The 21,743-nt window shown below is 39.7% G+C and carries 24 protein-coding genes and 2 pseudogenes; 25 read left to right on the forward strand and 1 reads right to left on the reverse strand.

What is annotated here, in order from left to right; translation table 11 throughout:
• The first annotated feature begins 163 nt into the window (after nt 1-163).
• From D8S93_RS18805 to D8S93_RS18825, 3 genes are all read left to right on the forward strand, one after another.
• Complete coding sequence (locus D8S93_RS18805) at nt 164-553, forward strand: hypothetical protein (RefSeq protein WP_109170439.1); 390 nt, start codon at nt 164-166, stop codon at nt 551-553.
• A 134-nt stretch (nt 554-687) separates the two neighbouring features.
• On the forward strand, nt 688-1,209 hold the full coding sequence (locus D8S93_RS18815) for a GNAT family N-acetyltransferase (protein WP_152814775.1): 522 nt from the start codon (nt 688-690) through the stop codon (nt 1,207-1,209).
• Nucleotides 1,210-1,359: 150 nt separating this feature from the next.
• On the forward strand, nt 1,360-1,983 hold the full coding sequence (locus tag D8S93_RS18825) for a hypothetical protein (protein ID WP_152814778.1): 624 nt from the start codon (nt 1,360-1,362) through the stop codon (nt 1,981-1,983).
• Nucleotides 1,984-2,237: 254 nt separating this feature from the next.
• Here D8S93_RS18825 and D8S93_RS25300 read toward each other — a convergent pair whose 3' ends face one another.
• Entirely contained in the window at nt 2,238-2,372 is a 135-nt protein-coding gene (locus D8S93_RS25300) for a hypothetical protein (protein ID WP_264674660.1), read from the reverse strand.
• A 353-nt stretch (nt 2,373-2,725) separates the two neighbouring features.
• On the opposite strand from D8S93_RS25300, the gene D8S93_RS18830 reads away from it, so the two are divergent.
• The 22 genes and pseudogenes from D8S93_RS18830 (at nt 2,726) to D8S93_RS19030 (ending at nt 21,695) form a co-directional block, all read left to right on the forward strand.
• A complete protein-coding gene (locus D8S93_RS18830) occupies nt 2,726-3,034 on the forward strand; it encodes a hypothetical protein (RefSeq protein ID WP_152814781.1) in 309 nt (102 codons plus the stop codon).
• Nucleotides 3,035-3,177: 143 nt separating this feature from the next.
• A complete protein-coding gene (locus D8S93_RS18840; protein WP_152814784.1) occupies nt 3,178-3,675 on the forward strand; it encodes a DNA topology modulation protein in 498 nt (165 codons plus the stop codon).
• 132 nt (nt 3,676-3,807) lie between these two features.
• Nucleotides 3,808-4,215, forward strand: coding sequence for a hypothetical protein (locus tag D8S93_RS18850; RefSeq protein ID WP_122067390.1), 408 nt, complete (start codon nt 3,808-3,810; stop codon nt 4,213-4,215).
• Between the two features lie 172 nt (nt 4,216-4,387).
• Complete coding sequence (locus tag D8S93_RS18860) at nt 4,388-5,614, forward strand: hypothetical protein (RefSeq protein ID WP_152814786.1); 1,227 nt, start codon at nt 4,388-4,390, stop codon at nt 5,612-5,614.
• Nucleotides 5,615-5,752: 138 nt separating this feature from the next.
• A complete protein-coding gene (locus D8S93_RS18870) occupies nt 5,753-6,442 on the forward strand; it encodes a S1 family peptidase (protein ID WP_152814789.1) in 690 nt (229 codons plus the stop codon).
• A 709-nt stretch (nt 6,443-7,151) separates the two neighbouring features.
• Entirely contained in the window at nt 7,152-7,838 is a 687-nt protein-coding gene (locus D8S93_RS18890) for a hypothetical protein (RefSeq protein WP_152814794.1), read from the forward strand.
• 193 nt (nt 7,839-8,031) lie between these two features.
• Nucleotides 8,032-8,434, forward strand: a pseudogene (locus D8S93_RS18895) (HIT family protein).
• A gap of 155 nt (nt 8,435-8,589) precedes the next feature.
• Nucleotides 8,590-9,033: a hypothetical protein gene (locus D8S93_RS18905; RefSeq protein ID WP_152814800.1), complete on the forward strand. Its 444-nt coding sequence runs from the start codon at nt 8,590-8,592 to the stop codon at nt 9,031-9,033.
• Entirely contained in the window at nt 9,023-9,832 is an 810-nt protein-coding gene (locus D8S93_RS24865; protein ID WP_017634126.1) for a hypothetical protein, read from the forward strand. The genes D8S93_RS18905 and D8S93_RS24865 overlap by 11 nt, the downstream gene beginning before the upstream one ends.
• Before the next feature lie 1,231 nt (nt 9,833-11,063).
• On the forward strand, nt 11,064-11,363 hold the full coding sequence (locus tag D8S93_RS18925) for a hypothetical protein (protein WP_038892926.1): 300 nt from the start codon (nt 11,064-11,066) through the stop codon (nt 11,361-11,363).
• A gap of 166 nt (nt 11,364-11,529) precedes the next feature.
• Nucleotides 11,530-12,516, forward strand: coding sequence for a hypothetical protein (locus D8S93_RS18935; protein ID WP_193621646.1), 987 nt, complete (start codon nt 11,530-11,532; stop codon nt 12,514-12,516).
• 134 nt (nt 12,517-12,650) lie between these two features.
• Entirely contained in the window at nt 12,651-13,043 is a 393-nt protein-coding gene (locus D8S93_RS18945) for an SMI1/KNR4 family protein (RefSeq protein ID WP_109170396.1), read from the forward strand.
• Nucleotides 13,044-13,686: 643 nt separating this feature from the next.
• On the forward strand, nt 13,687-14,910 hold the full coding sequence (locus tag D8S93_RS18955; RefSeq protein ID WP_152814806.1) for a DUF3883 domain-containing protein: 1,224 nt from the start codon (nt 13,687-13,689) through the stop codon (nt 14,908-14,910).
• 164 nt (nt 14,911-15,074) lie between these two features.
• Complete coding sequence (locus tag D8S93_RS18965) at nt 15,075-15,668, forward strand: hypothetical protein (protein WP_152814809.1); 594 nt, start codon at nt 15,075-15,077, stop codon at nt 15,666-15,668.
• Between the two features lie 145 nt (nt 15,669-15,813).
• Complete coding sequence (locus D8S93_RS18975; protein WP_193621648.1) at nt 15,814-16,269, forward strand: GNAT family N-acetyltransferase; 456 nt, start codon at nt 15,814-15,816, stop codon at nt 16,267-16,269.
• 143 nt (nt 16,270-16,412) lie between these two features.
• Nucleotides 16,413-16,856, forward strand: a complete 444-nt coding sequence (locus tag D8S93_RS24870) for a hypothetical protein (RefSeq protein ID WP_193621652.1) — start codon at nt 16,413-16,415, stop codon at nt 16,854-16,856.
• A 1,121-nt stretch (nt 16,857-17,977) separates the two neighbouring features.
• Entirely contained in the window at nt 17,978-18,445 is a 468-nt protein-coding gene (locus D8S93_RS19000) for an Sbal_3080 family lipoprotein (RefSeq protein ID WP_152814821.1), read from the forward strand.
• 159 nt (nt 18,446-18,604) lie between these two features.
• Entirely contained in the window at nt 18,605-19,201 is a 597-nt protein-coding gene (locus D8S93_RS19005) for a glutathione S-transferase family protein (RefSeq protein ID WP_134646478.1), read from the forward strand.
• 146 nt (nt 19,202-19,347) lie between these two features.
• Nucleotides 19,348-19,869 (forward strand): annotated as a pseudogene (locus tag D8S93_RS19015) (GNAT family N-acetyltransferase).
• Between the two features lie 104 nt (nt 19,870-19,973).
• Nucleotides 19,974-20,375: a DUF2007 domain-containing protein gene (locus D8S93_RS19020; RefSeq protein WP_319803042.1), complete on the forward strand. Its 402-nt coding sequence runs from the start codon at nt 19,974-19,976 to the stop codon at nt 20,373-20,375.
• A gap of 146 nt (nt 20,376-20,521) precedes the next feature.
• Entirely contained in the window at nt 20,522-21,130 is a 609-nt protein-coding gene (locus D8S93_RS19025; protein ID WP_152814824.1) for a pyridoxamine 5'-phosphate oxidase family protein, read from the forward strand.
• A 151-nt stretch (nt 21,131-21,281) separates the two neighbouring features.
• Nucleotides 21,282-21,695 carry an RDD family protein gene (locus D8S93_RS19030; RefSeq protein ID WP_227484010.1) on the forward strand — a complete coding sequence of 138 codons (414 nt, stop codon included), beginning with the start codon at nt 21,282-21,284 and terminating at the stop codon, nt 21,693-21,695.
• The last annotated feature ends 48 nt before the right edge of the window (nt 21,696-21,743 follow it).

Consider the following 21,743-nt stretch of genomic DNA (forward strand, 5'->3'; position numbering starts at 1 on the left):
GCAACTAACAAGCTGTTTAAGAGTGATTCGCAACGCGTGGCATTTTTACCATGCGTTGGATTAAGTGATTAAGGTGGTATGCGGAGGCATCGGTATTGCGTCGCTCACACCTTAACAGGGCGTTATATGCTCGAGAATGGAACGTAATTTAATAGGGATATTTATGAATATAATTGTACTAAGACACTCCGCAGAAAAAGTGAAAAGCGAGGGTAAAAGGGACGTTGTTACAGCTAGCCAGTTAGAGCATGCTACTGGTTATGCTCTCAATAGAGCTCAGCTTTCTTCAATTAAGCCAAATCATAGAGCTTATATCATTGACCGAGATAATGGACTGGCGTTCACTGGGGTAATTGTCTCTATTTCTGAACGTTTAGTTCCCCGACGAAACGGAAGCCTTGAAAGGAGGCAAGATTTTGTTTTGAACAATGTTCAGAGTTCTCACTTTGTAGATGTGCCCTTTATTAAAGGATGGGAAACGCAAAGAGGTGTAAAAGTGATGAGCAAGGTCGACTTTGAAAATGTGCTTAACAGCTCGCCAGTACGCATATAACAATCTGTTCAAGAGTGATTCGGCACGCGTGGCATTTTGACTATGCGTTGGTTTTAGCGGTTAAGGTGGCATGCAGAAGCTTCGGTATTGCGTGCCTCACACCTTAACAAGGCGTTAGCCCTCAAAGGTCAAATATGGATATTTACCCAGAAATAGAGTTATCTAAAGAGCAGCATAACTCAATTGAAGTCCTCAAAAATAAATCGTTTCCTGAACATCAAGTAACTCGTTCTTACTATAAACAACTCCCGCATATGAGAGCTTTAAAGTACAGAGATGATCAACTGGTTGGTTACATGGGACTGGACTACAGAGTTGTCAGCGTCGGCGATGAAATTTATAAAGTATTGGGCGTTAGTGACTTCTGTGTTGAACAATCATCTCAAAGAAATGGTATTGGCACTGCTATGTTGTCTCAACTCAGCGAATATGCCTCAAGCAAAGACGTCGACTTTATTATTTTAATCTCCGATTTAGATGCTTTTTATACGTCTAATGGTTATCTTCGTCTTAGTTCTTTAAGCTCTTGGCTGCGAATACATGAACATAAGAATTACGGGGTTGCAGTTGATCAAGTCGATGATTTGTATGTTAAACCGATTAGCGGTAAAACTTGGGCAGTTGGTCATATAGACTGGTTAGGGTATATGTACTAGTCGGGTATCGGGCTAACAAATTGTTCAAGAGGGATTCAGCACGCGTGGCATTTTTACTATGCGTTGGTTTTAGTGGTTAAGGCGGTATGCGGTAGCATCGGTGTTGCGTGCTTCACCCCTTAACAAGGCGTTATGTATCAGGAGAGATTAGTGAGTTCAGAGAAAATACTCTTCGAAAGTGAAGAAGAAAAAGAGTTGGCTTCAGGCATTGTGAAGTCATTCATCCGCTCAGCTATCGGTTACGGAGCTGTTGATGTTAAAGGGTTGTCTGATGAAGAAGCAACGAAGAAAATACACGAATACTTAGAAGAATTTTTGGCGTCAGGGGAAGAGATCAATATGGTCACAGACCATAAAGGAACTCTACTTGAGGAAGCCAGAAACCTTGTTGCATCAAAGAAAATAGATTTGGCATTGGTCATCTATGCAACTTGGTGGGAACATTGGATAAACGGCATTTTGGAAGCGAAACTTCACCGAAAAGACATTATTGGAAAAGAGTTCAGACAAGTGATCACATCACTAAATAATCGAGCGAAGACCTCTTGGTTCTTGAAGTTAATTGAATTGCCTCCTTTAGAAAAAGAGCATTTAGACGTAATGACGAAGCTTTCGGAGAAAAGGAATAGCTTTGTTCATTATAAATACCCAGTGCAAAACGATGAACCTGAAGATCTAAATGGATTTTTTGAACAGGTCGAGCAATCTATTTTATATTTTACAGACTACGAAGAAATCAATATTTTTCAATCTGCTAGCCCATACAAAATCTAATACATAACAAAGCGTTTAAGAGGGATTTGGCACGCGTGGCATTTTTAGTATGCGTTGGGTTCAGTGTTTACGGTGCTTTGCAGAGGCTTATGTATTGCGTGCCGGCACCCCTTAACGCGGCGTTATGTTTTCTTTGATTTTCAATGAGTAAAATGATTTCTGGGCTGTGATTCTTTGGCCTCTTTAGCCGTTTGATCGAGTAGCCTCAGCAACTCTGCTTTGTCTGTTCAAGTTCTTGAATTCCTCTACCGACTTTACGCTTCAACATTCGTGGGTTGCTTCAATTCGAAGTCGCGCCTACGTGTTGATAGTTTTTCTGGCGTAAAGTCGCTGTCAGTGTATTTGCCAAACAGCATATCGGCTTGGAAGTTGTCTCGGCAACTTGCCATTGTTTTACGCTTTAAATGGGAAAAGTAGGGTACTTGTTGAACATTGAACGGGTTGCCTCATTGGGCAGGGAAGCGGAATTACGCGCTTTGTATTTGGTGCATTTGGTGGCCAAGCGAGTTTGAGTGTGTGACTAACATCTTAGAACATGGTCAATAAAGCAGTTCATTGCCAAATAAATCAGTCGGTTGTGGTAAAACATAACAAACGCTTCAAGACGGATTCGCAACGCTCGGCGGTTTTGGTTTGAATCGGCTTTTGTGTTTACGGTGTAATAATTGAGTGTTGTGGTAGCGTTGCTCACCACTTAAGCGAGCGTTAGCAGACAAAAGTAAATCAAGGAAGAGGGTACGTTATGTCTGATAAAGTAATTAAGTCTTCAACAGCTACAATTCAAGTCGGTGCGACTAAAGCCGATGGGAAATTAGAACTAACGGAGTCGGATTTAATTTTTATTCCGTACAACGAAAAGTTGGGTTTTGGTCCATATCAATTAAAGCGCCAAGACATTGCTGCCGTAGCTAAGTACTTTGGCAAAGGTGGTGGTGTAATTCCAATCACTACGGATGCATTTCGCATAAAACTAGCCAACAATACGTGTTACGAGTTTATTGTAGCGAACCCAGAGCAATGGATAGATGCACTCGGTAAAATTGTCAGCTAACAAACTGTTCAAGAGTGATTCGCAACGCTTGGCATTTTCACTATGCGTTGGTTTAAGTGATTAAGGTAGTATGAGGCGGCATTGGTATTGCGTTGCTCACCCCTTAACAGGGCGTTAACTGGATTGATGATGAGGTGAGTTCGATGAGAAAAATTGCAATCATTGGTTCTGGCGGTTCAGGGAAATCCACATTTTCGACGTTATTAGGCAAAGAGTTGAATTTGCCTGTTTATCATCTCGATCAGCTATATTGGAAACCAAATTGGGTTAAAACTCCAAAAGATGACTGGCTCAAAATTCAAAAAAGCCTTTGTGAAAGCGAGTGTTGGATTATCGATGGTAATTACCAGAGCACCCTTGATATAAGGTTTGAAGCTTGTGACACAGTAATATTCTTAGATGTCAACCGATATACCTGTATCTATCGAGCGCTAAAGAGAACATTATTAAGTAGTAAGCGTCCAGATTTAGCGGAAGGTTGCGATGAAAGGTTTGATATCGAGTTCATCAAATTTTTATGGAACTATCCCAAAAATTCGAAACCCATAATAATGGACAAACTCAATACACTTACAAGCAATAAGCGTGTAATTATCGCAAAATCGGGAGAGCAAGCGCTCCACCTTTGCAAATCCAGTTAACAAACAGTTCAAGAGGGATTCAGCACGCGTGGCATTTTTGGTATGCGTTGGCTTCGGTGTTGAAGTGTTATGCAGTGGCTTGGTCATTGCGTGCTTCACCCCTTAACTGGGCGTTAGCTGTTTGAGAAACAAATGAAAATAATCGATAAGCCGTTATTTTGGCTATATGTTAAAACGCGAGACTCAGTCTTTTCATCATTTAAAGGTTTTTCCTCTCTACTCTTAGTCATCATTATTGCGGCTATAGTTTCAGGTAACAAATCTCCCGAAAACACCCTCATGTCTTACATGTTGTATCTGTTGGCGCTTAGTGTACCTACCTCAATGGGTCTTATGCTTTTGAAGCTTAAGTTTCGAAAAGTTGCAGGCTCCATTCCTAGGGCAGAGTTAGCGTACTTTTTACAGAACAATAAAGGTATCGAGCTGGAGAATGCTGTAAAAGGGATATTTTCGCTCTACCTATCATTGATGATTTATCTCTGGTTTTTGATGATGGTTGTTGCAGTTTTGGGACCTTTGATATTAATGCTAGTGTTGTAATACAAAGCTAACAATCTGTTCAAGAGGGATTCGCAACGCGTGGCATTTTCACTATGCGTTGGTTTTAGTGTTTAAGGTGGTATGCGGCGGCTTTTGTATTGCGTTGCTCACCCCTTAACAGGGCGTTAGCCTACATACGTAGATTTACGAAATAAGTCAGGAATGGTTTAGAGTGGATAGAGATAAAATTTTAAGGGCAAAAGCTTCACTTTTGGAATCGACGGAAAGGAACTCGCTGTTAGATGTTATTCAAAGTGACGCCGAAGCATTTAAAGGAAGTCGAGTTATATACTCAACAGATAATGCAGGTGCACCTGTAAACAATTTCAAAGATGAAAATTTGTTTGCAGATGTATTCTCAAGATCTAAGCTACTGGTTTACTCAGAAGATATAATGGCTCAGATGAACTCTGGCCAAGCAAATCTTGCTTTTAAGCAAAGGGCGTTATTTGACACGAATTTGGTCTCTGATCTTCCAAAATACTTTCGTGGTGAGGATTTGACGACTAAGGATAGAGTGGAAAAAATTCTTGGCATCGTAACGACACAATTAGGCGGGGGATACGACTTTGGTTTTCCTATGTTAGAAAACCTTCGCTTTTTCGTTTCTGAAAATTGCCAATGGCCTATCTATAAAGTAGCAGCAGCACATTATCTCGATGAGAAAATTCTGAACACACCTGTCGGTAAAAAAGAGTTTTCGTTTGAGACTACCCCTGAAATGTTCGAAAAAGCTCAGGCCACTTGGGAGGCTTACAGATCGAGTAGCTTTGTTTGGAAACAACTTGATCGAAGAGATCTAGTCTATCTTCTAATGCTGAAAACAATGAATATATGCTGGGATACACCAAACGTTGTTTTAGAGAATGCACTGCACGACCTAGTTGAATTTTGTTTAAAAGAATTGAATGTCTTGCCTTTAAAGGAACTATATTTCGCTTGGAAAGCGTTGATTGGGTTTATCTATCAAGATTTCACACCAGTCTTTAATGAGCCTCATTTAAAGTCTCCGAAAGAAAAATCCTTGGAGAGGATTCGAGCTCTTTCATGGGATCTCTTTTTGTTCCGTTATACCGAAACGTTACTTTCAGAGGAAAAAGGTAATACAGTTAGTTTGCCTTGTGTAACTACATTAGATAAAGAATTAATCAAAACAATGAAACTATGCAAAGTGAAAGCTGTTTTGATGTACGAACAAATAGGTTTTGTTGAAACAATTTTTGAGGACGAGGGCGATTTTCAAGTTTGTCTAAACGCTTCGATGAATCAGCACCAAAAGTCGGTGCTGCGTAAACAGAATCGACAGGTAAATGATCGCTATGTATCTCGGTATACTTTGCAAAAAGCTATAGCAAGACAAGAGCGAATGATAAATAAAATGATTCGGTCTGCAAAGTAGGCTAACAAACTGTTTAAGAGTGATTCGCAACGCGTGGCATTTTTACTATGCGTTAGGTTTAGTGGTTAAGGTGGCATGCAGAGGCTTCAGTATTGCGTTGCTCACACCTTAACAGGGCGTTAGTACTCAGGAGTAATTATGAATTACGGTGATTATCAAATCCCCTTGCTTATAGCAAAACAAACGATTCAAGGTGGAAATATTCATTTGCAGATCGATAGATATGCAGGTGTGGCTTTTTTCGTAGGAAATGAGGGGCTAATTGCAACCTGTAGGCATATCGTACAAATGGTTCAAGAGGGTGAAGTATTGGTCGGTAAAAGCTTAAATACTGGTGTTATTGAACCTATTTATAATATTAGAGTGCATGCTGACTACGATTTTGCGTTAGGTGCTTTCATGGGGCAGCCAGATTACCGAATTTTTCCGATGGATGGTGAAGATTGTTTGCCGGGTCATGATGTAAGAGCTTTTGGCTTCAACAACATTGGTAAAATTGGTGCTGACGTACGAGTTAATGCAAGAATGCTTAAAGGTTACATTGTGTCAAAGCACGAGACCTCGGATCACCCTGAAGCAAAAACAACTACAGAAGTATCTTTTCCGTCTTTAAAAGGTTTTAGTGGAAGCCCTTTGGTTAGCACTGAAACGGGAAAATTAGCGGGAATGATGTTTAGCAATCATGAGTCTTCTATTGAAGTTCATTCATTTATGGATGTTGAAGATAATGGAGATACATTTAAGGAAAGTATTTATCGAGTTATAGAGCTTGGTCTTGCACATTCAATTAGCGACATAAATCAATTCATATCGGCTCTCAAAGGGTAAGAGTACTAACAAACAATTTAAGAGTGATTCAGCACGCGTGGCATTTTTGGTTTGAGTTAAGTTCAGTGTTTACGGTGGTCAAATTGAGTATTGTGGTCGCGTGCTTCACACCTTAATTGGGCGTTAGTCGCCAGAAAAAGCTAGCAATCAAAATCATGTTTCTGAGCTTAAAATTTTGCAGCTGTTTTCTTGGTGCACCGATTAATCGTCGATCATCAGAGCTTAGTTCTAGCTGTTTTAAGTCCAAAATTTTGTGCCTGTCCTAGCGGTTGTTTTGTTCTTTGATGCATACAGAGTAGGGTAATCGAGAGTCTGTTTTTGGTTGCAACTCCGCTCGGCGAGTTTATCGGTACAAAAGCCGATTGACTCGCTGAAATGACGTTTTCTGCGGAGTTGTTTGTTCCAAGTGGTTTCATTGAATAGTCGCTTTGAGACTACGCCTGACTTAAGTGCATCAAAGCACATAAAGTTTGTTGTTCGCAAAGTTTAGTTTGGCTTAGAATTGTCGCTCGGTGCCTCGCGACTAACAAACTGCTCAAGAGGGATTCGCAACGTGTGGCATTTTTACTATGCGTTGATTTTTGTGATTAAGGTGGTGTGCGGCGGCTTCGGTATTGCGTTGCTCACCCCTTAGCAGGGCGTTATGTGAATCTATCCCATTGAAAATTCGAATTTTGTCCCCATATACAGTCGAAAATAGGAGGCCGTTATGGGACTAATAGATAAAATTAAATCAGCATTCACTTCTTCAAATGCAATTGAAAATGAAGAGCTCATCAGTAATTCGTATAAAGATTTGATCGTTGAAGCTGAAGGGTTTACCAGGGAGCAAGGCTTTGCTTTTGATACAACTAAACGTGGCTCTTCACTTGATGACTTAGATGCATTGGTGACTGAGCTAGCTAATATTTTGGCAGGTGAGGTAATTCCTGTTTATAAAATGAACGGCTTTCGCGATGTGGCGACTAGATTTGGTGGCGACTGCGGCAATGTACACGTAGCGATACTGTCATTTATTCAAAAATACTATCCTTCTATCAATGCAAACCTCACTGTTGGTGAGTTCGTGACTGATGGAGAGTCTCAGTTTCCATTTAACCAAGAGAAATGTTTGAAGTGGTTAAAAAATGGAGCTCCAGAAATTTTGGACTGTCATACCTGGATAACGATAGATGACAACATCATTTTAGATTGTACTGTAGGGACATATGTAAACACTCGATTATCCGATAGCAAGACTTTCGGTGGAATTGTATGGGGTAAAATGGGTGAACTTAATGTCACTCGTATTTCGAATTTTGAGCATAAAGATCCACGTGATATTAATAGAATATCATACCACCCTGTCATCCTTGGAATGTCGGCATTCAGTAAGTTTGCACCTAGGCAAAAGTAATTGGCAAAAGCGAGTGACATGTTGTGGCTCGCTATGCAAAGTATGCACATAACAAAGCATTTAAGAGTGATTCCCAACGCTTGGCATTTTTCATTCCAACGTTGGGTTTTGTGTTTACGGCGGTATGGTTAGGTTTTGTGGTAGCGTTGCTCACACCTTAATGCGGCGTTAGCATACTTTGAAGGGAGTTCAGATGGCTACGATAGTCGAACAAATTGTTAATCGTGAAATTGACTCGGTCATCGTGTACGAATCTGACCAAGTTATAGCTTTTGCAGACCATGATCCAATCAACTTTGGGCATATTTTAATTTGTCCTAAGACTCAATACCGTACTTTCATTGACCTGCCTGAGTCTGTGTTTTTTTGAGATCACCGACGTTGCAAGAGATTTATATAAACGTATAGAAGCTAAATTCAATCCCGATGGTATCGGCTTTATGCAAAACAATGGAGAGGCACCTCATTTCAACGAGCTGGATCACTACCATTTGCATATTTTCCCTAGGTTTCATGGCGACCAGTACGGTTGGGTTAGTAGTGAACTTGGAATTCAAACTATGGATAAACTAAGAGAATCACTTAAAGATCTATGAGCATTGAAAAAGTATGCTAACAAATTGTTCAAGAGTGATTCGGCACGCGTGGTATTTTTACTATGCGTTAGGTTCAGTAGTTAAGGTGGTATGCGGTGGCTTAGGTATTGCGTGCCTCACACCTTAACAAGGCGTTAAATGGCAGGAGATATTTATTGAAGTTTTTAGATGATTTGACTCAGTACTTAGAGTGGGATGTCAAAAAACAGATCTTTAATAGAACTGACGCTTTCAAGCGCCAGTTGACATATATGAAAGATCAGAACAACGAAATGTTGTTCGTTTTATACAGAAATGGTTGGAGTGATCAAAAATTACATGTGGTTTTTGCTTTCAATTCATTCTATCAGCTTGTTTTAGGTCCATTAGCGAGTTCTGCATTAAATATATCTGAAACAGGTATTGGAGCTAGCATTCCTATAAAGTATGGCAGCTCAATTAAGTTTGATAAATCGAGAAATAGGAAGATATCAAATGCAAACGCTGATTTCTTTTTTCTGCTATCTCAATTAGGTATTTCACCGTGGTTGGTTAATTACAGTTCGGCAAATGATATTGTTTATGGTATCCATAAAGGGTTGTTAGAAAGTGAGCAGTGATGATTCATGGTTAGCGTCGGTTGAAGCTTTAGTTTCAGGTTTTGCGGAGGAACATTCATATACATTTAGTAAAAAAAGTCGTGAGTTGTCTGCGTCTTTTGAAATAGGTTGTTTTCACGCATTGCTTAATTATTATGAGAAGGTTGGCTTTGAACTTAGTGTTGAAAACTTAACTACGGAAAATGAGTTTCGTTACTTAACAACCCCAAATGGTAACCCTGATAACTTTTCTTTTGTTGTTGCTAAAATAGGTGAGTCTGAGTACGAAATTCGCCAACAATTGAAGATTTACTCAAACCTTGATGAAATGATCTCTTTTGCGCCAGATCTTGCTGTGGTAAAACGAAATTTAACTATTGAAAGAGTTAAAGATAGAGACTTTGCCAATGGTAAACGTTCGTTCTACCGAGTATCCAGCGTGGATGTGATTGCTGCGCATGAATGCAAGTCTATGCCTCCATTTCCTGAGTTAATGGTCTCATTTGTAGGTATGTATATGACAGCGCATACTTGGCATAGTGATGAAGAGCCAACTGTTATTCATGATAACAGAAAAGGGTTACATTTAGCTCCGACTATGTTTGTTGGTGGTCACGCAAAAGCTATGCACTTGCGAATGATTCAAGCGATGGAAAGAGTTTATCCGATTAATATTGTGGTAGGGATGCATGAAGGTGTGTGGAACCTTTACAAAGACAATAGAAAGCTAAACAGGTTACACGTTATCGATGAAGATCACTCAACTATTGGCGGTAGTGATTTGGAGAGCTTTCTCAATCCTCCTGAACTAGCCATTTAACAATCTGTTCAAGAGTGATTCGCAACGCGTGGCATTTTTATTATGCGTTGCGTTTGATGTTTAAGGTGGTATGCAGAGGCATCGGTATTGCGTTGCTCACACCTTAACAGGGCGTTAGTACGGGGTTGGCATCAAAGGTCATAAGTTTCGGTGTTTATCTGTTTCGGTGTTCGTATTTACACCTTACAGTTTGTACCTTTCACGTTCTTTCCGGTGGCACTATATGCGGTGTGTTCGCTTTGATTTCACCGTTTACGGTTTCCAACTCTTAGCCTATTTCTTTGGTGCTTCTTCTCTTTCGTGGTTTTTAATAAGTCAGAATTGTCTTTCTTTGGTGTTGCCGTCGAAGTGCGAGGAACGAATCCTTTTCTAATTTGAAGCCAGTAAAAGTAGGGCAGTTCAGTGCGTTTTTCTTCTAGCCAACTTTCGCCTCTTAACCGAGTTTAAGTTTTGTAGCTGCCCGTCTCACTTCAATGTTCAAAGCCTTTCATATCATCTCAATTTTCAATATCTTGGAGCGCATAAATAGAAGTAGCGCATGTACTAACAAATTGCTTAAGAGTGATTCGTAACGCGTGGCATTTTTACTTTGCGGTGGCTTATGGTGATTAAGGCGCTGTGCGGTAGCTTTTGTATTGCGTTACTCACACCTTAGCAAGGCGTTAGCACTGGGTTGGCATCAGAGGTAAAAAGTCTTAGTGTTTATTGGTTTATTTTCCTTGCTTTACACCGGTTCAAATGTGCCTTTCATGTTCGCTCCGGTGGCACTATATGAGTTGTTTTCGCTTTGATTTCACCGTTTACGGTTTCTAACTATTGGGCTATTTCGCTGGTGCGGTTTCATTGTTGCGTTTGGTTTATAAGCTTAAAGCACTTTTTATTGCGCTGTCGTTAAAGTCCGAAGCCCGTATCCTTTGTTAATTTGAAACTGATGAAAAAGGGTAGTTAAGCATGTTTTTCTTCTAGCCAACTTAAGTCTTGAAGTTAGTTTTAAGTTTGGCATCTTTCGGTTTGGCTTCAGTGTTTTTAGCCAACAGTTTCGTGCTATATTTCAATACCTTGGCGTATATCAAAGGCTTTAAGGGCAGCGTGCTAACAAACAGTTCAAGAGGGATTCAGCACGCGTGGCATTTTTGGTATGCGTTGGGGTTAGTGATTAAGGCGTGATGCGGTAACGTCGGTATTGCGTGCTTCACCCCTTAACTGGGCGTTAGAGCGCAGGAGAAAAATAATGAATATGACGGACATAATTGAATACATTTCATATCTTATCGCTGGCATTATTATCGCTCCCTTCGGCTTTATGTTGTTTAAAGAATTCATAGGTAAAGATCGCAAGACGGTCACAGATGAAGTCAAATCTACGGTAGGAGACGAATCGAGAAAGTTTCTGGGCGGTAGATATGGTGATGCAGTTGTAGGTCAGTTTGTCGAGTTTAAACTGATAATAGCGATAGGTTTGCCAGTGGTTCTATTTCTAGGGATCTCTTCCTTGGTAAATTCTCTTTTGAAAGTTCTGTTCAACCTGTGAGTTGCGCTCTAACAATCTGTTCAAGAGGGATTCGCAACGCGTGGCATTTTCACTATGCGTTGATTTTAGTGATTAAGGTGGTGTGCGGTGGCTTCGGTATTGCGTTGCTCACCCCTTAACAGGGCGTTATATTTTTAATTGGCTAGGTTAGGCTCTAAGGATAAAGATGTATATTGAGTCACAAGAAAAAATTTACTATAGCAACAAAGAACCAATTCCGTTGGATGATGTTATCGCATCATTACAAGGGTATTCAGAATTAATAAAAATGCTTCCAACGGTGCTTGAACATCTTGATGACAGCCTCGTTATTGAAGACATCAAGATTTACGTTGATGAGGTCAGTAAAGGTAGCCTTTGGGAGGTCTTATTAATTGGTTTAGCTTTTGGTAGTCAGCAATCACTAGACTGCCATTTGACTAGTGTAAACGACTGGGCTCATGAAAAACTTATGAATGCAGGAATAACTAACAAGAATATTCGAAACGGCTTGATTGTACTAGTAGCAATACTTGCTGTAACAGGAGCCTCTATGGCTCTTGATCATATGAAAAAGTTGCTTGGTGGGCGCGACGAGAGCACGGCTACAATCCAAGCAAACAATAACATATTCATTAATATAGGAGCTGAAGCATACGGTACAACGCCAGATGCAATTCAGTCTGCAATTGCTCATGCAATTGAGGTGCATGGTCAAACAAAGGTTGCTAAAGAAGCAAGAAAAATTATTGCACCAGCTAAGTTAGAGCAGGGAGCTGAAGTTAAGTTTTTCTCTGGTGCCAATGCATCTGATGCACCAATAGTAACTTTTGATAGTGAGTTGGTGGAGGCTCTTCCAAGTTATGATTTCAATGAGGGCGATGTATCTATCCCTCAAAATAACGTCGATGTTTACATTACTAGCATGGATCTGGAGCGTCATAAAACTGGCTGGGCTGCGCATATTCCTTCGTTCTCCGAAAACAAAAGGATTCCAATTAGCTTTAACTCAGACGAGAATCTTGAGCAAATTGCTTTTGAGCGAAACTATAAAGCCAATATTACAGTCGTATATGGGCGTGACAAAAAGTCTGGAGACTTAAAACCAAAGCGTGCACTGATCACTTCATTAGGACAGAAGCTCGAAAAAGGTTTTAAAGACAAAAAAATATAACAAACTGTTTAAGAGTGATTCGCAACGCGTGGCATTTTTACTATGCGTTGCTTTTAGTGCTTAAGGTGGTATGCGGTAGCTTCGGTATTGCGTTGCTCACCCCTTAACAGGGCGTTATAGCTTTGGAGTAAAAAGTGGCATTCAACTTAACAGAAGAACAATTAGTTAATACTGAGATGGAGCTTGGTGCAAGGCTCCCTCATGATTACCGTGAATCAATGAAAATTTCCAATGGTGGTGAAGCAACGACCGAAGAAGCTGATTGGGAACTTTACCCAATCAAGGACAACTCTGATCGAAAAAGGTTAGCTCGTACTTGTAATCATATTATTACAGAGACCAAGTTGTGTTTCGGTTTTGGCAACTTTCCTCATCATGCATTGGCAATTGCTAGTAATGGTCTTGGTGATCAAATGGTTTTATTAAAAGAGTCAAACCAATTCAAGCCCGAAGTTTATATTTGGCTTCATGAAACCGGAGAGATTAAGTTGCTTGCAAGTTCATTTGCCAAGTTAGAAAAGCTATAACAAATTGTTCAAGAGTGATTCGGCACGCGTGGCATTTTTACTATGCGTTGCGTTTAGTGTTTAAAGTGGTTTGCGGAGGCTTCGGTATTGCGTGCCTCACACCTTAACAAGGCGTTAACTGGCGCAGAAAATACGAAAGCACAATGATACAGTTTCTAGGTTCAGAGATTTAGCGTGTTCGGTCGGTTTCCTTAGCTGAGCTAATGCGACTAATTTCAGTTTGATACTTAAGTTTACTGATGTGAAAGGCGGCACAAAACCTTCTAATAATATAAGGCATTCGCGATTAGTTCGGCGAACTTACATCGCCGAAGTATGGTGTTGTGAGACGTATTTCAAACTAAAGATAAACGGTAATTTTTTGGTTAAATACATATTTGAGTTAGCTTTGCTAATCATTAATTAGCAAAACGAGCTTTGGCGAAAGTGGCTGAAAGATCGGCGAAAACTGAAAGGCGCTCAGTTAACAAACTGTTCAAGAGGGATTCGCAACGCGTGGCATTTTCACTATGCGTTGGTTTAAGTGATTAAGGTGGTATGCGGCGGCTTTGGTATTGCGTTGCTCACCCCTTAACAGGGCGTTATAACCTTGAAGTTAGCATTAAAAGCAGTATCCATCTTTCCAAGTTGAAGAGTTAACTAGATGAATTTAAGAGAACTAAGAGAGTATCAAGTAGAGTTTGAAAAAGTTAGAGGCGAGGTTGCTTCTGACTTTAAATCCATAAATAAGTTACGTAAAAAATTTACTTCAGATTACTCTATTAACAAATTACTTGCTCTTAAAAAAGAGGAGTATGCGGTTGGTCAGGGTGAGTCTACATTTTGCAATCGAATAGAAAATGAACTTAATGAATGGGGTAACATTCATGGCAGTCCAGCGACGAAGTTTGGTATTTACTATGGGAAGTTTGGAGAGGATAAGAGTAGAAAGTATAGGATAGGTAGAAAAGAATATGGTGATAATGTAGACATTGCTTTTAAAAAAATAATCAATTCAATCATTATGCTCATTGAAAAAAAAGACGATGTCGAAGTTATAAAGAAAGTTCCCATATCACCTATGTTTAAGGGTAAAATATTATCTGTATATTACCCTGATGACTTTATGAATATCTTTTCAGCTAAGCATCTAAATTATTTCATAGATAACCTTTGCATCGAAAACTCTTCTAGAAGTGAATTGGATAAGCAAGCATTATTACTCCATTATAAAAACTCTGATCAAGTCATGAAAAAATGGAGTGTATATGAGTTTAGTCGATTTTTATATAAATCATTCGGAAGTCCAAATGACGAAGTAAAAGAAGAGAAACTACCGGATGAACTGAAAGAGTTCAAAGGCAAAGACTTTCCACCGATAGAGGTTGTAAATTTCTCTTATGTGGAACTAACGACTGATGAATTGGCAGAGCTTAGCGATAGAAAAGAACGTAAACGTAACAAAATTGACTACATAAATCGTTCGAAAAAATTAAAAAAAATCGGCAATAGAGGCGAGCTGATAGTTTTAAAGGCAGAAAGAAATTATCTGATTAAAAATGGAAAACCTAATTTGGGGGAATTAGTAGAGTACATGGCAGAAAAAGATGATAGTGTTGGCTATGACATTAAGTCATATAATCTTGATGGCACTGAAAGGCTAATAGAAGTTAAATCCACAACTCATAGAGTGGGAACTAATAATATATATATGTCAGCTAATGAGTTAGATGTTGCAACGAAAAATAGTAATTACTATTTTTATGTGGTTTACGAGGCTGATAGTAAAATGCCAAAAATTTGGAGAGTTAAAGGCACAGATTTGCTCAATGATGAAAAAATCATAAAAGAGCCAATTGCTTATAGGCTAAGAATCAACGCAAGTTAGCCCTTTTTGATAAAATAAGAACGGTTATAACAAACTGTTTAAGAGTGATTCGCAACGCTTGGCATTTTTACTATGCGTTGGTTTTAGTGTTTAAGGTGGTATGCGGAAGCATCGGCATTGCGTTGCTCACACCTTAACAGGGCGTTATGTTCTAGGAAGAAATGATGGATAATCAGCAGTTAATCGAGTCCTTGAAGGCGTTCAAGGTGAGTTATGGGGAGTACTTTAAGCTCTTCCTAGATACTTACCCGTTGTTCACTTGGAAGGATGAAAATTATGGCAGCAATGAGCTATTTCTAAAAGCTATAGAGTGCCAAGCTTTGGCTTCAACGTTCGGCGAAACCGCTAAAAGTAGATTCGATACGATCGGTTTCAATAAACTGTTCCCATTTGACAATCCTGTCGATTGGTACAATTGGGAAGCATTTGTGAAAGATAATGAGGTCTCTCATACAATTTACGCGACGCTGGCAATGAGGCTTGATTCTGAAATTCAACGTATGCTTTTTTTTGCGGAAAGAGATTTATTGGAGTCTTATGAATCGCTTGATTCGGAACAGTTCTTAGTTTCGTACTTGAAATACGATTGCTTCCATAATTCTGATTTACAAAATAACTTAGAAGTAAAACATGACGAAATAGAAAACCACAAGGAAATCGATGAAAGTCGAGCTTTTGACAATCTAGATAGAATGCAAAAACAAACTTCTATTTGGTCGAATGTCATCAACGTGCTTAGTAAAGTCGTTGGTTTTTAGTCCGAACATAACAAAGCATTTAAGAGTGATTCGCAACGCGTGGCATTTTTGCTATGCGTTGCGTTTAGTGTTTAAGGTGGTATGCGGGGGCTTCGGTATTGCGTTGCTCACACCTTAACAGGGCGTTATGCCTAAGGTGAAATTGATGATCAAGCAGCTTGATGCAAATGAAAAATCTGTGGTTGAACTGTCAGAGCGTTGCTTCGACGAGCTTCGTCAAGTTTACAGGCCAACTGAGCTCGCAGTTAGCAATAAAAACAGTGCTAAAAGTGAGTGGAGTTGTTTTGGTTTCCATGTTGATGAGGTTTTAGTTGGAGTAGTTGAAGCTAAACAGGTTGGCTCAGAATTACAGCTTAGCTCGTTAACAGTTGCACCAAGTTTTCGCCAAAAAGGTGTAGCTAGAAAGCTCGTCGATTTCGCTGTTACACAGTTTAAGCGTATTAACTCAGTCTCAGTTTGGTGTGTTGAGCAAACAGGTAATGTCACTGTTTTTAAGGCACTAGGCTTTAATGTAGTTCAACGTTTTGATTCAGACTTTTTCATACTTTCCGACGGTTCAAAAGCGGTAGAAGTTCGGTTAAAACAAAAAGTAACGGCATAACAAAGCGTTTAAGAGGGACTTGGCACGCGTGGCATTTTCAATTTGCGTTGGGTTTAGTGGTTAAGGTGTTATGCGGTCACTTTTGTATTGCGTGCCTGCGCCCCTTAACGCGGCGTTAGGCTATACAAGAAAGTTAGGTATTTATGGTATTAAAAACAAAAGAGCTATTTGAACTTCCTGTATACAGGATTGATGAAGATACCTATAACAGTGAGCTTAAAGAGTATATTTCGTCAAATGAGTTAATGTCTCCAGAATATTCTCGAAAACAATTTGGTGGTGATTGGCAGTACAATGAGGTTGTAGGCTTTTTAAGATTTTATGTATCGGGGAAAAGGCAAATTCGTTGTGAATACTGGCAAACTGATACTCAGAGGAAAATAAAGACGCGAAAGAAGCAGTTTGTAATGACTTCAGACAGTTTTTGTACACAGAATTTTTACCCTAGTGCGGATAACGACGCGCTTAAGTCGATGTTGCTAGACTGCATTGAACACTGTCGGGTAAACCTTCCGCGTCGCCACATTGATATGCGAATGTTTATGGAAACCTTCGATTTTATTGATTGGTGTCGTGTATTAGCCTAACAAACAGTTCAAGAGGGATTCAGCACGCGTGGCATTTTTGGTATGCGTTGGTTTCGGTGTTGAAGTGCCATGCAGTAACGTCGGTATTGCGTGCTTCACCCCTTAACTGGGCGTTAACTGGCGCAGAAAATACGAAAGCACATTGATACGGTTTCTAGGTCCAGAGGTCTAGCGTGTTCGGTTGGTTTCCTTAATTTAGCTAATGCGACTAATTTAAATTTGGTACGTAAGTTAACTGATGTGAAAGGTGGCACAAAGCCTTCTAATAATACAAGGCATTCGCGATTAGTTCGGCGCACTTACATCACCGAAGTATGGTGTTGTGAGACGCATTTCAAAACTAAAGATAAACTGTAATCTTTTGGTTAAACACATATTTGAGTTAGCTTTACTAATCATTAATTAGTAAAGCCAGCTTTGGCTAAAGTGGCTGTAAGCTCGGCGAAAACTGAAGGGCGCTCAGTTAACAAACTGTTCAAGAGGGATTCGCAACGCGTGGCATTTTTACTATGCGTTAGTTTTAGTGGTTAAGGTGGTATGCGGCAGCTTCGGTATTGCGTTGCTCACCCCTTAACAGGGCGTTAGTTGGCTAACGAAGAAAAACGTACCTAAAGAAGAATATTTAAGGCTAAAGTCCGTGTGTATTTGCTAGGTTTTCTTATTTCCATTTCTAGTTATTTGGGGTTGTGAAAATCGTGCTTTGGTTTCTTGTTTGGTTTGGATCTTCTGTTTCAGAAGTTGCTTTGTTTGTTGAAAGTCAGTTCTGTAACACCGTCTGTCTAAAAGAGCTTTTTTGTGTGGTTATTCCGTTTTCTACGGCGTTTTGAGTTCCAAGTGGTTTCAGTGACAAGTGCTTTGAAAATGCACCTGATTTGAGTCTTTCAAAGCGCATAAAGCCAGTGTTGGCAAAGCGGCAATCAACATCACATCAAAGCTTTAGGTTTGGCAACTAACAAAGTATTCAAGAGGGATTAACAACGCTTGGCAGTTTTGGTTTGAATCAGCTTTAGTGTTTACGGCACAGTAGCTTAGTTTGGGGGGCGTTGTTCACCCCTTAACGCGGCGTTATGCAGCCACATGAAATTCATTTACAATTATAGATTTATTAAAAGAGATGTAAAATGTACAAGAAACTAATCATTCTTAGCTTGCCTATTCTATTGGCGGCATGCGCAGCGCCAAAATATACAGTTGAAGCTATTTCGGAAGATAACCAGAGCAAGGAAATTACCATTGTAAAAGATGACGCCACACGAGATGTTTTCTTGGACTCGATACAAGAATGGTGTTTGGATACAGCACATAAATGTACGGTTGTAAGTGATGGAACTCTTCCTAAGAGCTCTGAACTTACGTTGACTTATGTATCGCGCTGGAGTTGGGACTTTAGAACGTTTATTGCAGATGCCCAAGTTAAGGCATATAAAAACAGTAAAAAAGTTGGCGAAGTAGAGTTCAAAGCGCCAAATAGTGCCAATTCAGATAAGTGGGGAAATGACAATAAACGAATCATCGCGATGATGGATTTACTGTTTGGGAAACAGTCGGTTAATGAAGCTCAGTTCAAAATTAAATCGGGCGAAATGTAGCGACGTAACAAACTGTTCAAGAGTGATTCCCAACGCTTGGCATTTTCAGTTCAAGGTTGGGTTTCGTGTTTAAGGCACAATCGTTTAGTTTGGGTGGTAGCGTAGTTCACGCCTTAACTGCGCGTTATGCGCTTTACGAATTGAAACATGGAGAGTGTCATGGTTGTATATGGAGATTTGCAGTCAGGTAACTGCTTAAAAGTAAAATTACTATTGTCATTCCTTGGCATTGAGCACCAATGGAAACACGTTAATATCTTAGATAACGAGACTAAAACAACAGAATTTTTAGTCCTCAATCCAAATGGTAAAATCCCGACAGTCGTTTTAGATGACGGTCGAGTACTCTGTGAGTCCAATGCAATATTGGGGTACTTTGCAGAAGATACGCCTTATCTATCTAAGGACAGTTATCAAAAAGCAAAAATGTACGAATGGCTTTTCTTTGAGCAATACTCACATGAGCCTTATATTGCAGTAGCGCGTTTTATTCAGAAGTATCAAGGTATGCCGGAGCACCGTCTAGAAGAATATAAATCACTACAATCAGGCGGCCATAAAGCATTACAAATCATGGAACTACAGCTGTCAAAAACTAAGTTCTTAGTTGGTGATAATATTTCTATTGCTGATATCGCACTGTATGCTTATACCCATGTCGCAGATGAGGGTGGTTTTAACCTAGAAACTTACCCAAATATCGAGCGTTGGATTGGGGTAATTCGCAAGTTGGACGGTTATGTAGGTATGTATTAACCACGCGCATAACATAGCGTTTAAGATAGATTCGCAATGCGTGGCATTTTAACTGTACGTTGAGCTCAGTGATTAAGGTGGTATGCGGGAGTTTCGGTATTGTGTTTATCACCCTTTAACTGGTCATTAGCCCCCAAAGGTCAAATATGGATATTTACCCAGAAATCGAGTTATCTAAAGCGCAGCATAATGCAATTGAAGCTATGAGAAACAAATCGTTTCCTGAACATCAGGTTGCTCGTTCTTACTATAAGCAACTCCCACATATGAGAGTTTTGAAGTACGAAGGTGATCACTTAGTTGGTTACATGGGATTAGACTACAGAGTTGTTCGCGTCGGTGATGAAATTTATAAAGTATTAGGTGTGAGTGATTTTTGTGTCGAGAGCAAACTTCAAAGGCAATGTATTGGCACAACAATGTTGTCTCAACTCAGCGAGTATGCGTCAACTAAAGATGTCGACTTCATCATTTTAGTCTCCGATTTGGATCGTTTTTATGTGGCTAATGGTTATGTGCGCCTTAACTCTCTAAGTTCTTGGTTGTGAGTTCATGAACATAAAAATTACGGTGTTGCTGTAGAGCAAGTCGATGATTTATATGTTAAACCTATCAGCGGAAAAATTTGGGCTGTTGGTCATATAGATTGGTTAGGGTATATGTACTAGTCTGTAGTGGGTTAATAAACTGTTTGAAAAGAAACGCTACACGTGGCGCTTTCAATTCGCGTAGCTTATACCTTACGAGAGCGTTTTTCCACAAGGAGTAATATGTGATTGTAGTAGCAAGGTTTTCTTTTCCTCATGAAGCTCATATTGCGAGAGCAAGCCTAGATAGTGTCGGAATAGAAAGTTACATCGCTGACGAGCACACGGTGAATACTCAGTGGCTTTATTCAAATGCAATAGGCGGCGTCCGTCTGATGGTGGCCGAAAGTGATGCAGAAGACGCGAAACAAATACTTAGCAGTGATTTCTCAGAATCATTAGAAAATGAACTTGCCGTTGATGAAGGAAAAGATGTTTGCCCTAACTGTGGTAGTAAAGAGCTATTTGCATTTACAAAAGGTAAGCGTCCAGCTTTCTTAGTCTTTATTTTACTGGGTTTTCCATTGTTCTTTTACAAGCATGGTTACAAGTTTAAGCAGTGTGGGGAATTCAGTGAAAGGCTTTAATTTAAGTCGTTAGATAACAAAGCGTTGAAGAGATAATTTGCACGCGTAGCATTTTTACGTTGCGTTAGGTTGAGTGGCTATGCAGAAGTCAGAGTTCTGCTTACTTCCAAGCAAAGCATTATACGATAGTGAAGGGACAACATTGAATGAGTGAAATTAAAACAATAGAGCAGTTAAAAGAAATTTACGCAGAGCCAAGTGCGAGAGCTAAAAATAAAGCGTTGCCTGCCCTGGATGTTCATGCGATTACATTAATTAATAATTGCCATTTTGCAGTTCTAAGTACCGCCGATACTCAAGGCTATATCGATCTCTCTCCGAAAGGAGGGGAGCCTGGCTTCGTAAAAGTTTTAGGTGAATCAACATTGTTGCTCCCTGATAGCTCGGGGAATAATCGTATAGATAGTCTAAAAAATATCATTAGTAACCCCAAAGTTGGGTTGTTATTGATGGTAAATGGTATTGACGAAGTACTCCGTATTAAAGGAGCTGCAAGTATTCACACCGACTCCAAATTGATATCTGCTTGCCCCGATGGAAGTAAAGCTCCTAAGGTTGTTATCAAAATAGTCATCGAGAGTATGTACTTTCATTGTGCGAAAGCTGTGATGAGAGGGAAACTTTGGTCTGATGACTATAAAGTCAATCGCTCAATTCTCCCTTCATTAGCTCAAATCTTTAAAGATCAACAAAAGTTAGAAAATAAAGCGCTTAATCAAGAAGAGATGTTGAAATATTACCAATCCAGTCTTTAGAGCGAGTGTAGTAAAGTGTTTAAAAGGGAGAAAAATGCTTGGCTCTTTAGGTTTGACCTGCTGTACGGCACTATGGATTAGTTTTGGTGGGGATGTTATTCAACCCATAAGGTTAGTCCACAAATAAACAACTGTTAGTCCAAATATTAAAATGAAAAATGTAGAAAACTTTACTCTAGAAAATTACGTTTTGGCTAGTCCGGTAATTAGGTGTTTTGGACCAATGATTGACTTTTTTGTCAGTTTTAGCATTTTTACACTCGTTTTGTGGGGCGGCTTAGAAATCGGTATTGAAAAGGAACTTGTTCGCGCTACAGCAGTAACAGCGGCTGTGTCGTATTACCTTTTTTCTGATAGTTTCCCAAATGGTCAAAGTGTGGACAAAAAACTTTTGGGCATTGCAGTTATAAGTGCAAGAACGGGTAAAAGGTGCAATATTTTTCAGTCACTTTTTAGAAATATTATTACTCCATTCTTCGGTTTTATTGACTCAATTTTCATTCTTGGTAAAAAGAGGCAACGGCTCGGTGATAAGTTAGTGAGAACAGTGGTGGTAGTTCACTAGCTTGTTTAAAAATTGACAGCGCTGGGGGTTTGGGTTCAAGTCGGGCTT

Source organism: Vibrio sp. VGrn 2, assembly GCF_009361695.1.
GTDB classification, from domain to species: Bacteria; Pseudomonadota; Gammaproteobacteria; order Enterobacterales; family Vibrionaceae; genus Vibrio; species Vibrio diabolicus.

Bases quoted from the DNA above. Each gene is read 5' to 3' on its own strand.
- D8S93_RS19030 (WP_227484010.1), top strand. From the start codon at position 21,282: ATGAAAAATGTAGAAAACTTTACTCTAGAAAATTACGTTTTGGCTAGT.
- D8S93_RS18890 (WP_152814794.1), top strand. From the start codon at position 7,152: ATGGGACTAATAGATAAAATTAAATCAGCATTCACTTCTTCAAATGCA.
- D8S93_RS18815 (WP_152814775.1), top strand. From the start codon at position 688: ATGGATATTTACCCAGAAATAGAGTTATCTAAAGAGCAGCATAACTCA.
- D8S93_RS18840 (WP_152814784.1), top strand. From the start codon at position 3,178: ATGAGAAAAATTGCAATCATTGGTTCTGGCGGTTCAGGGAAATCCACA.
- D8S93_RS18805 (WP_109170439.1), top strand. From the start codon at position 164: ATGAATATAATTGTACTAAGACACTCCGCAGAAAAAGTGAAAAGCGAG.
- D8S93_RS18850 (WP_122067390.1), top strand. From the start codon at position 3,808: ATGAAAATAATCGATAAGCCGTTATTTTGGCTATATGTTAAAACGCGA.
- D8S93_RS18830 (WP_152814781.1), top strand. From the start codon at position 2,726: ATGTCTGATAAAGTAATTAAGTCTTCAACAGCTACAATTCAAGTCGGT.
- D8S93_RS18975 (WP_193621648.1), top strand. From the start codon at position 15,814: ATGATCAAGCAGCTTGATGCAAATGAAAAATCTGTGGTTGAACTGTCA.
- D8S93_RS18955 (WP_152814806.1), top strand. From the start codon at position 13,687: ATGAATTTAAGAGAACTAAGAGAGTATCAAGTAGAGTTTGAAAAAGTT.
- D8S93_RS25300 (WP_264674660.1), bottom strand. From the start codon at position 2,372: ATGGCAAGTTGCCGAGACAACTTCCAAGCCGATATGCTGTTTGGCAAA.
- D8S93_RS18935 (WP_193621646.1), top strand. From the start codon at position 11,530: ATGTATATTGAGTCACAAGAAAAAATTTACTATAGCAACAAAGAACCA.
- D8S93_RS18870 (WP_152814789.1), top strand. From the start codon at position 5,753: ATGAATTACGGTGATTATCAAATCCCCTTGCTTATAGCAAAACAAACG.
- D8S93_RS19005 (WP_134646478.1), top strand. From the start codon at position 18,605: ATGGTTGTATATGGAGATTTGCAGTCAGGTAACTGCTTAAAAGTAAAA.
- D8S93_RS18965 (WP_152814809.1), top strand. From the start codon at position 15,075: ATGGATAATCAGCAGTTAATCGAGTCCTTGAAGGCGTTCAAGGTGAGT.
- D8S93_RS18925 (WP_038892926.1), top strand. From the start codon at position 11,064: ATGAATATGACGGACATAATTGAATACATTTCATATCTTATCGCTGGC.
- D8S93_RS19025 (WP_152814824.1), top strand. From the start codon at position 20,522: ATGAGTGAAATTAAAACAATAGAGCAGTTAAAAGAAATTTACGCAGAG.
- D8S93_RS24870 (WP_193621652.1), top strand. From the start codon at position 16,413: ATGGTATTAAAAACAAAAGAGCTATTTGAACTTCCTGTATACAGGATT.
- D8S93_RS19000 (WP_152814821.1), top strand. From the start codon at position 17,978: ATGTACAAGAAACTAATCATTCTTAGCTTGCCTATTCTATTGGCGGCA.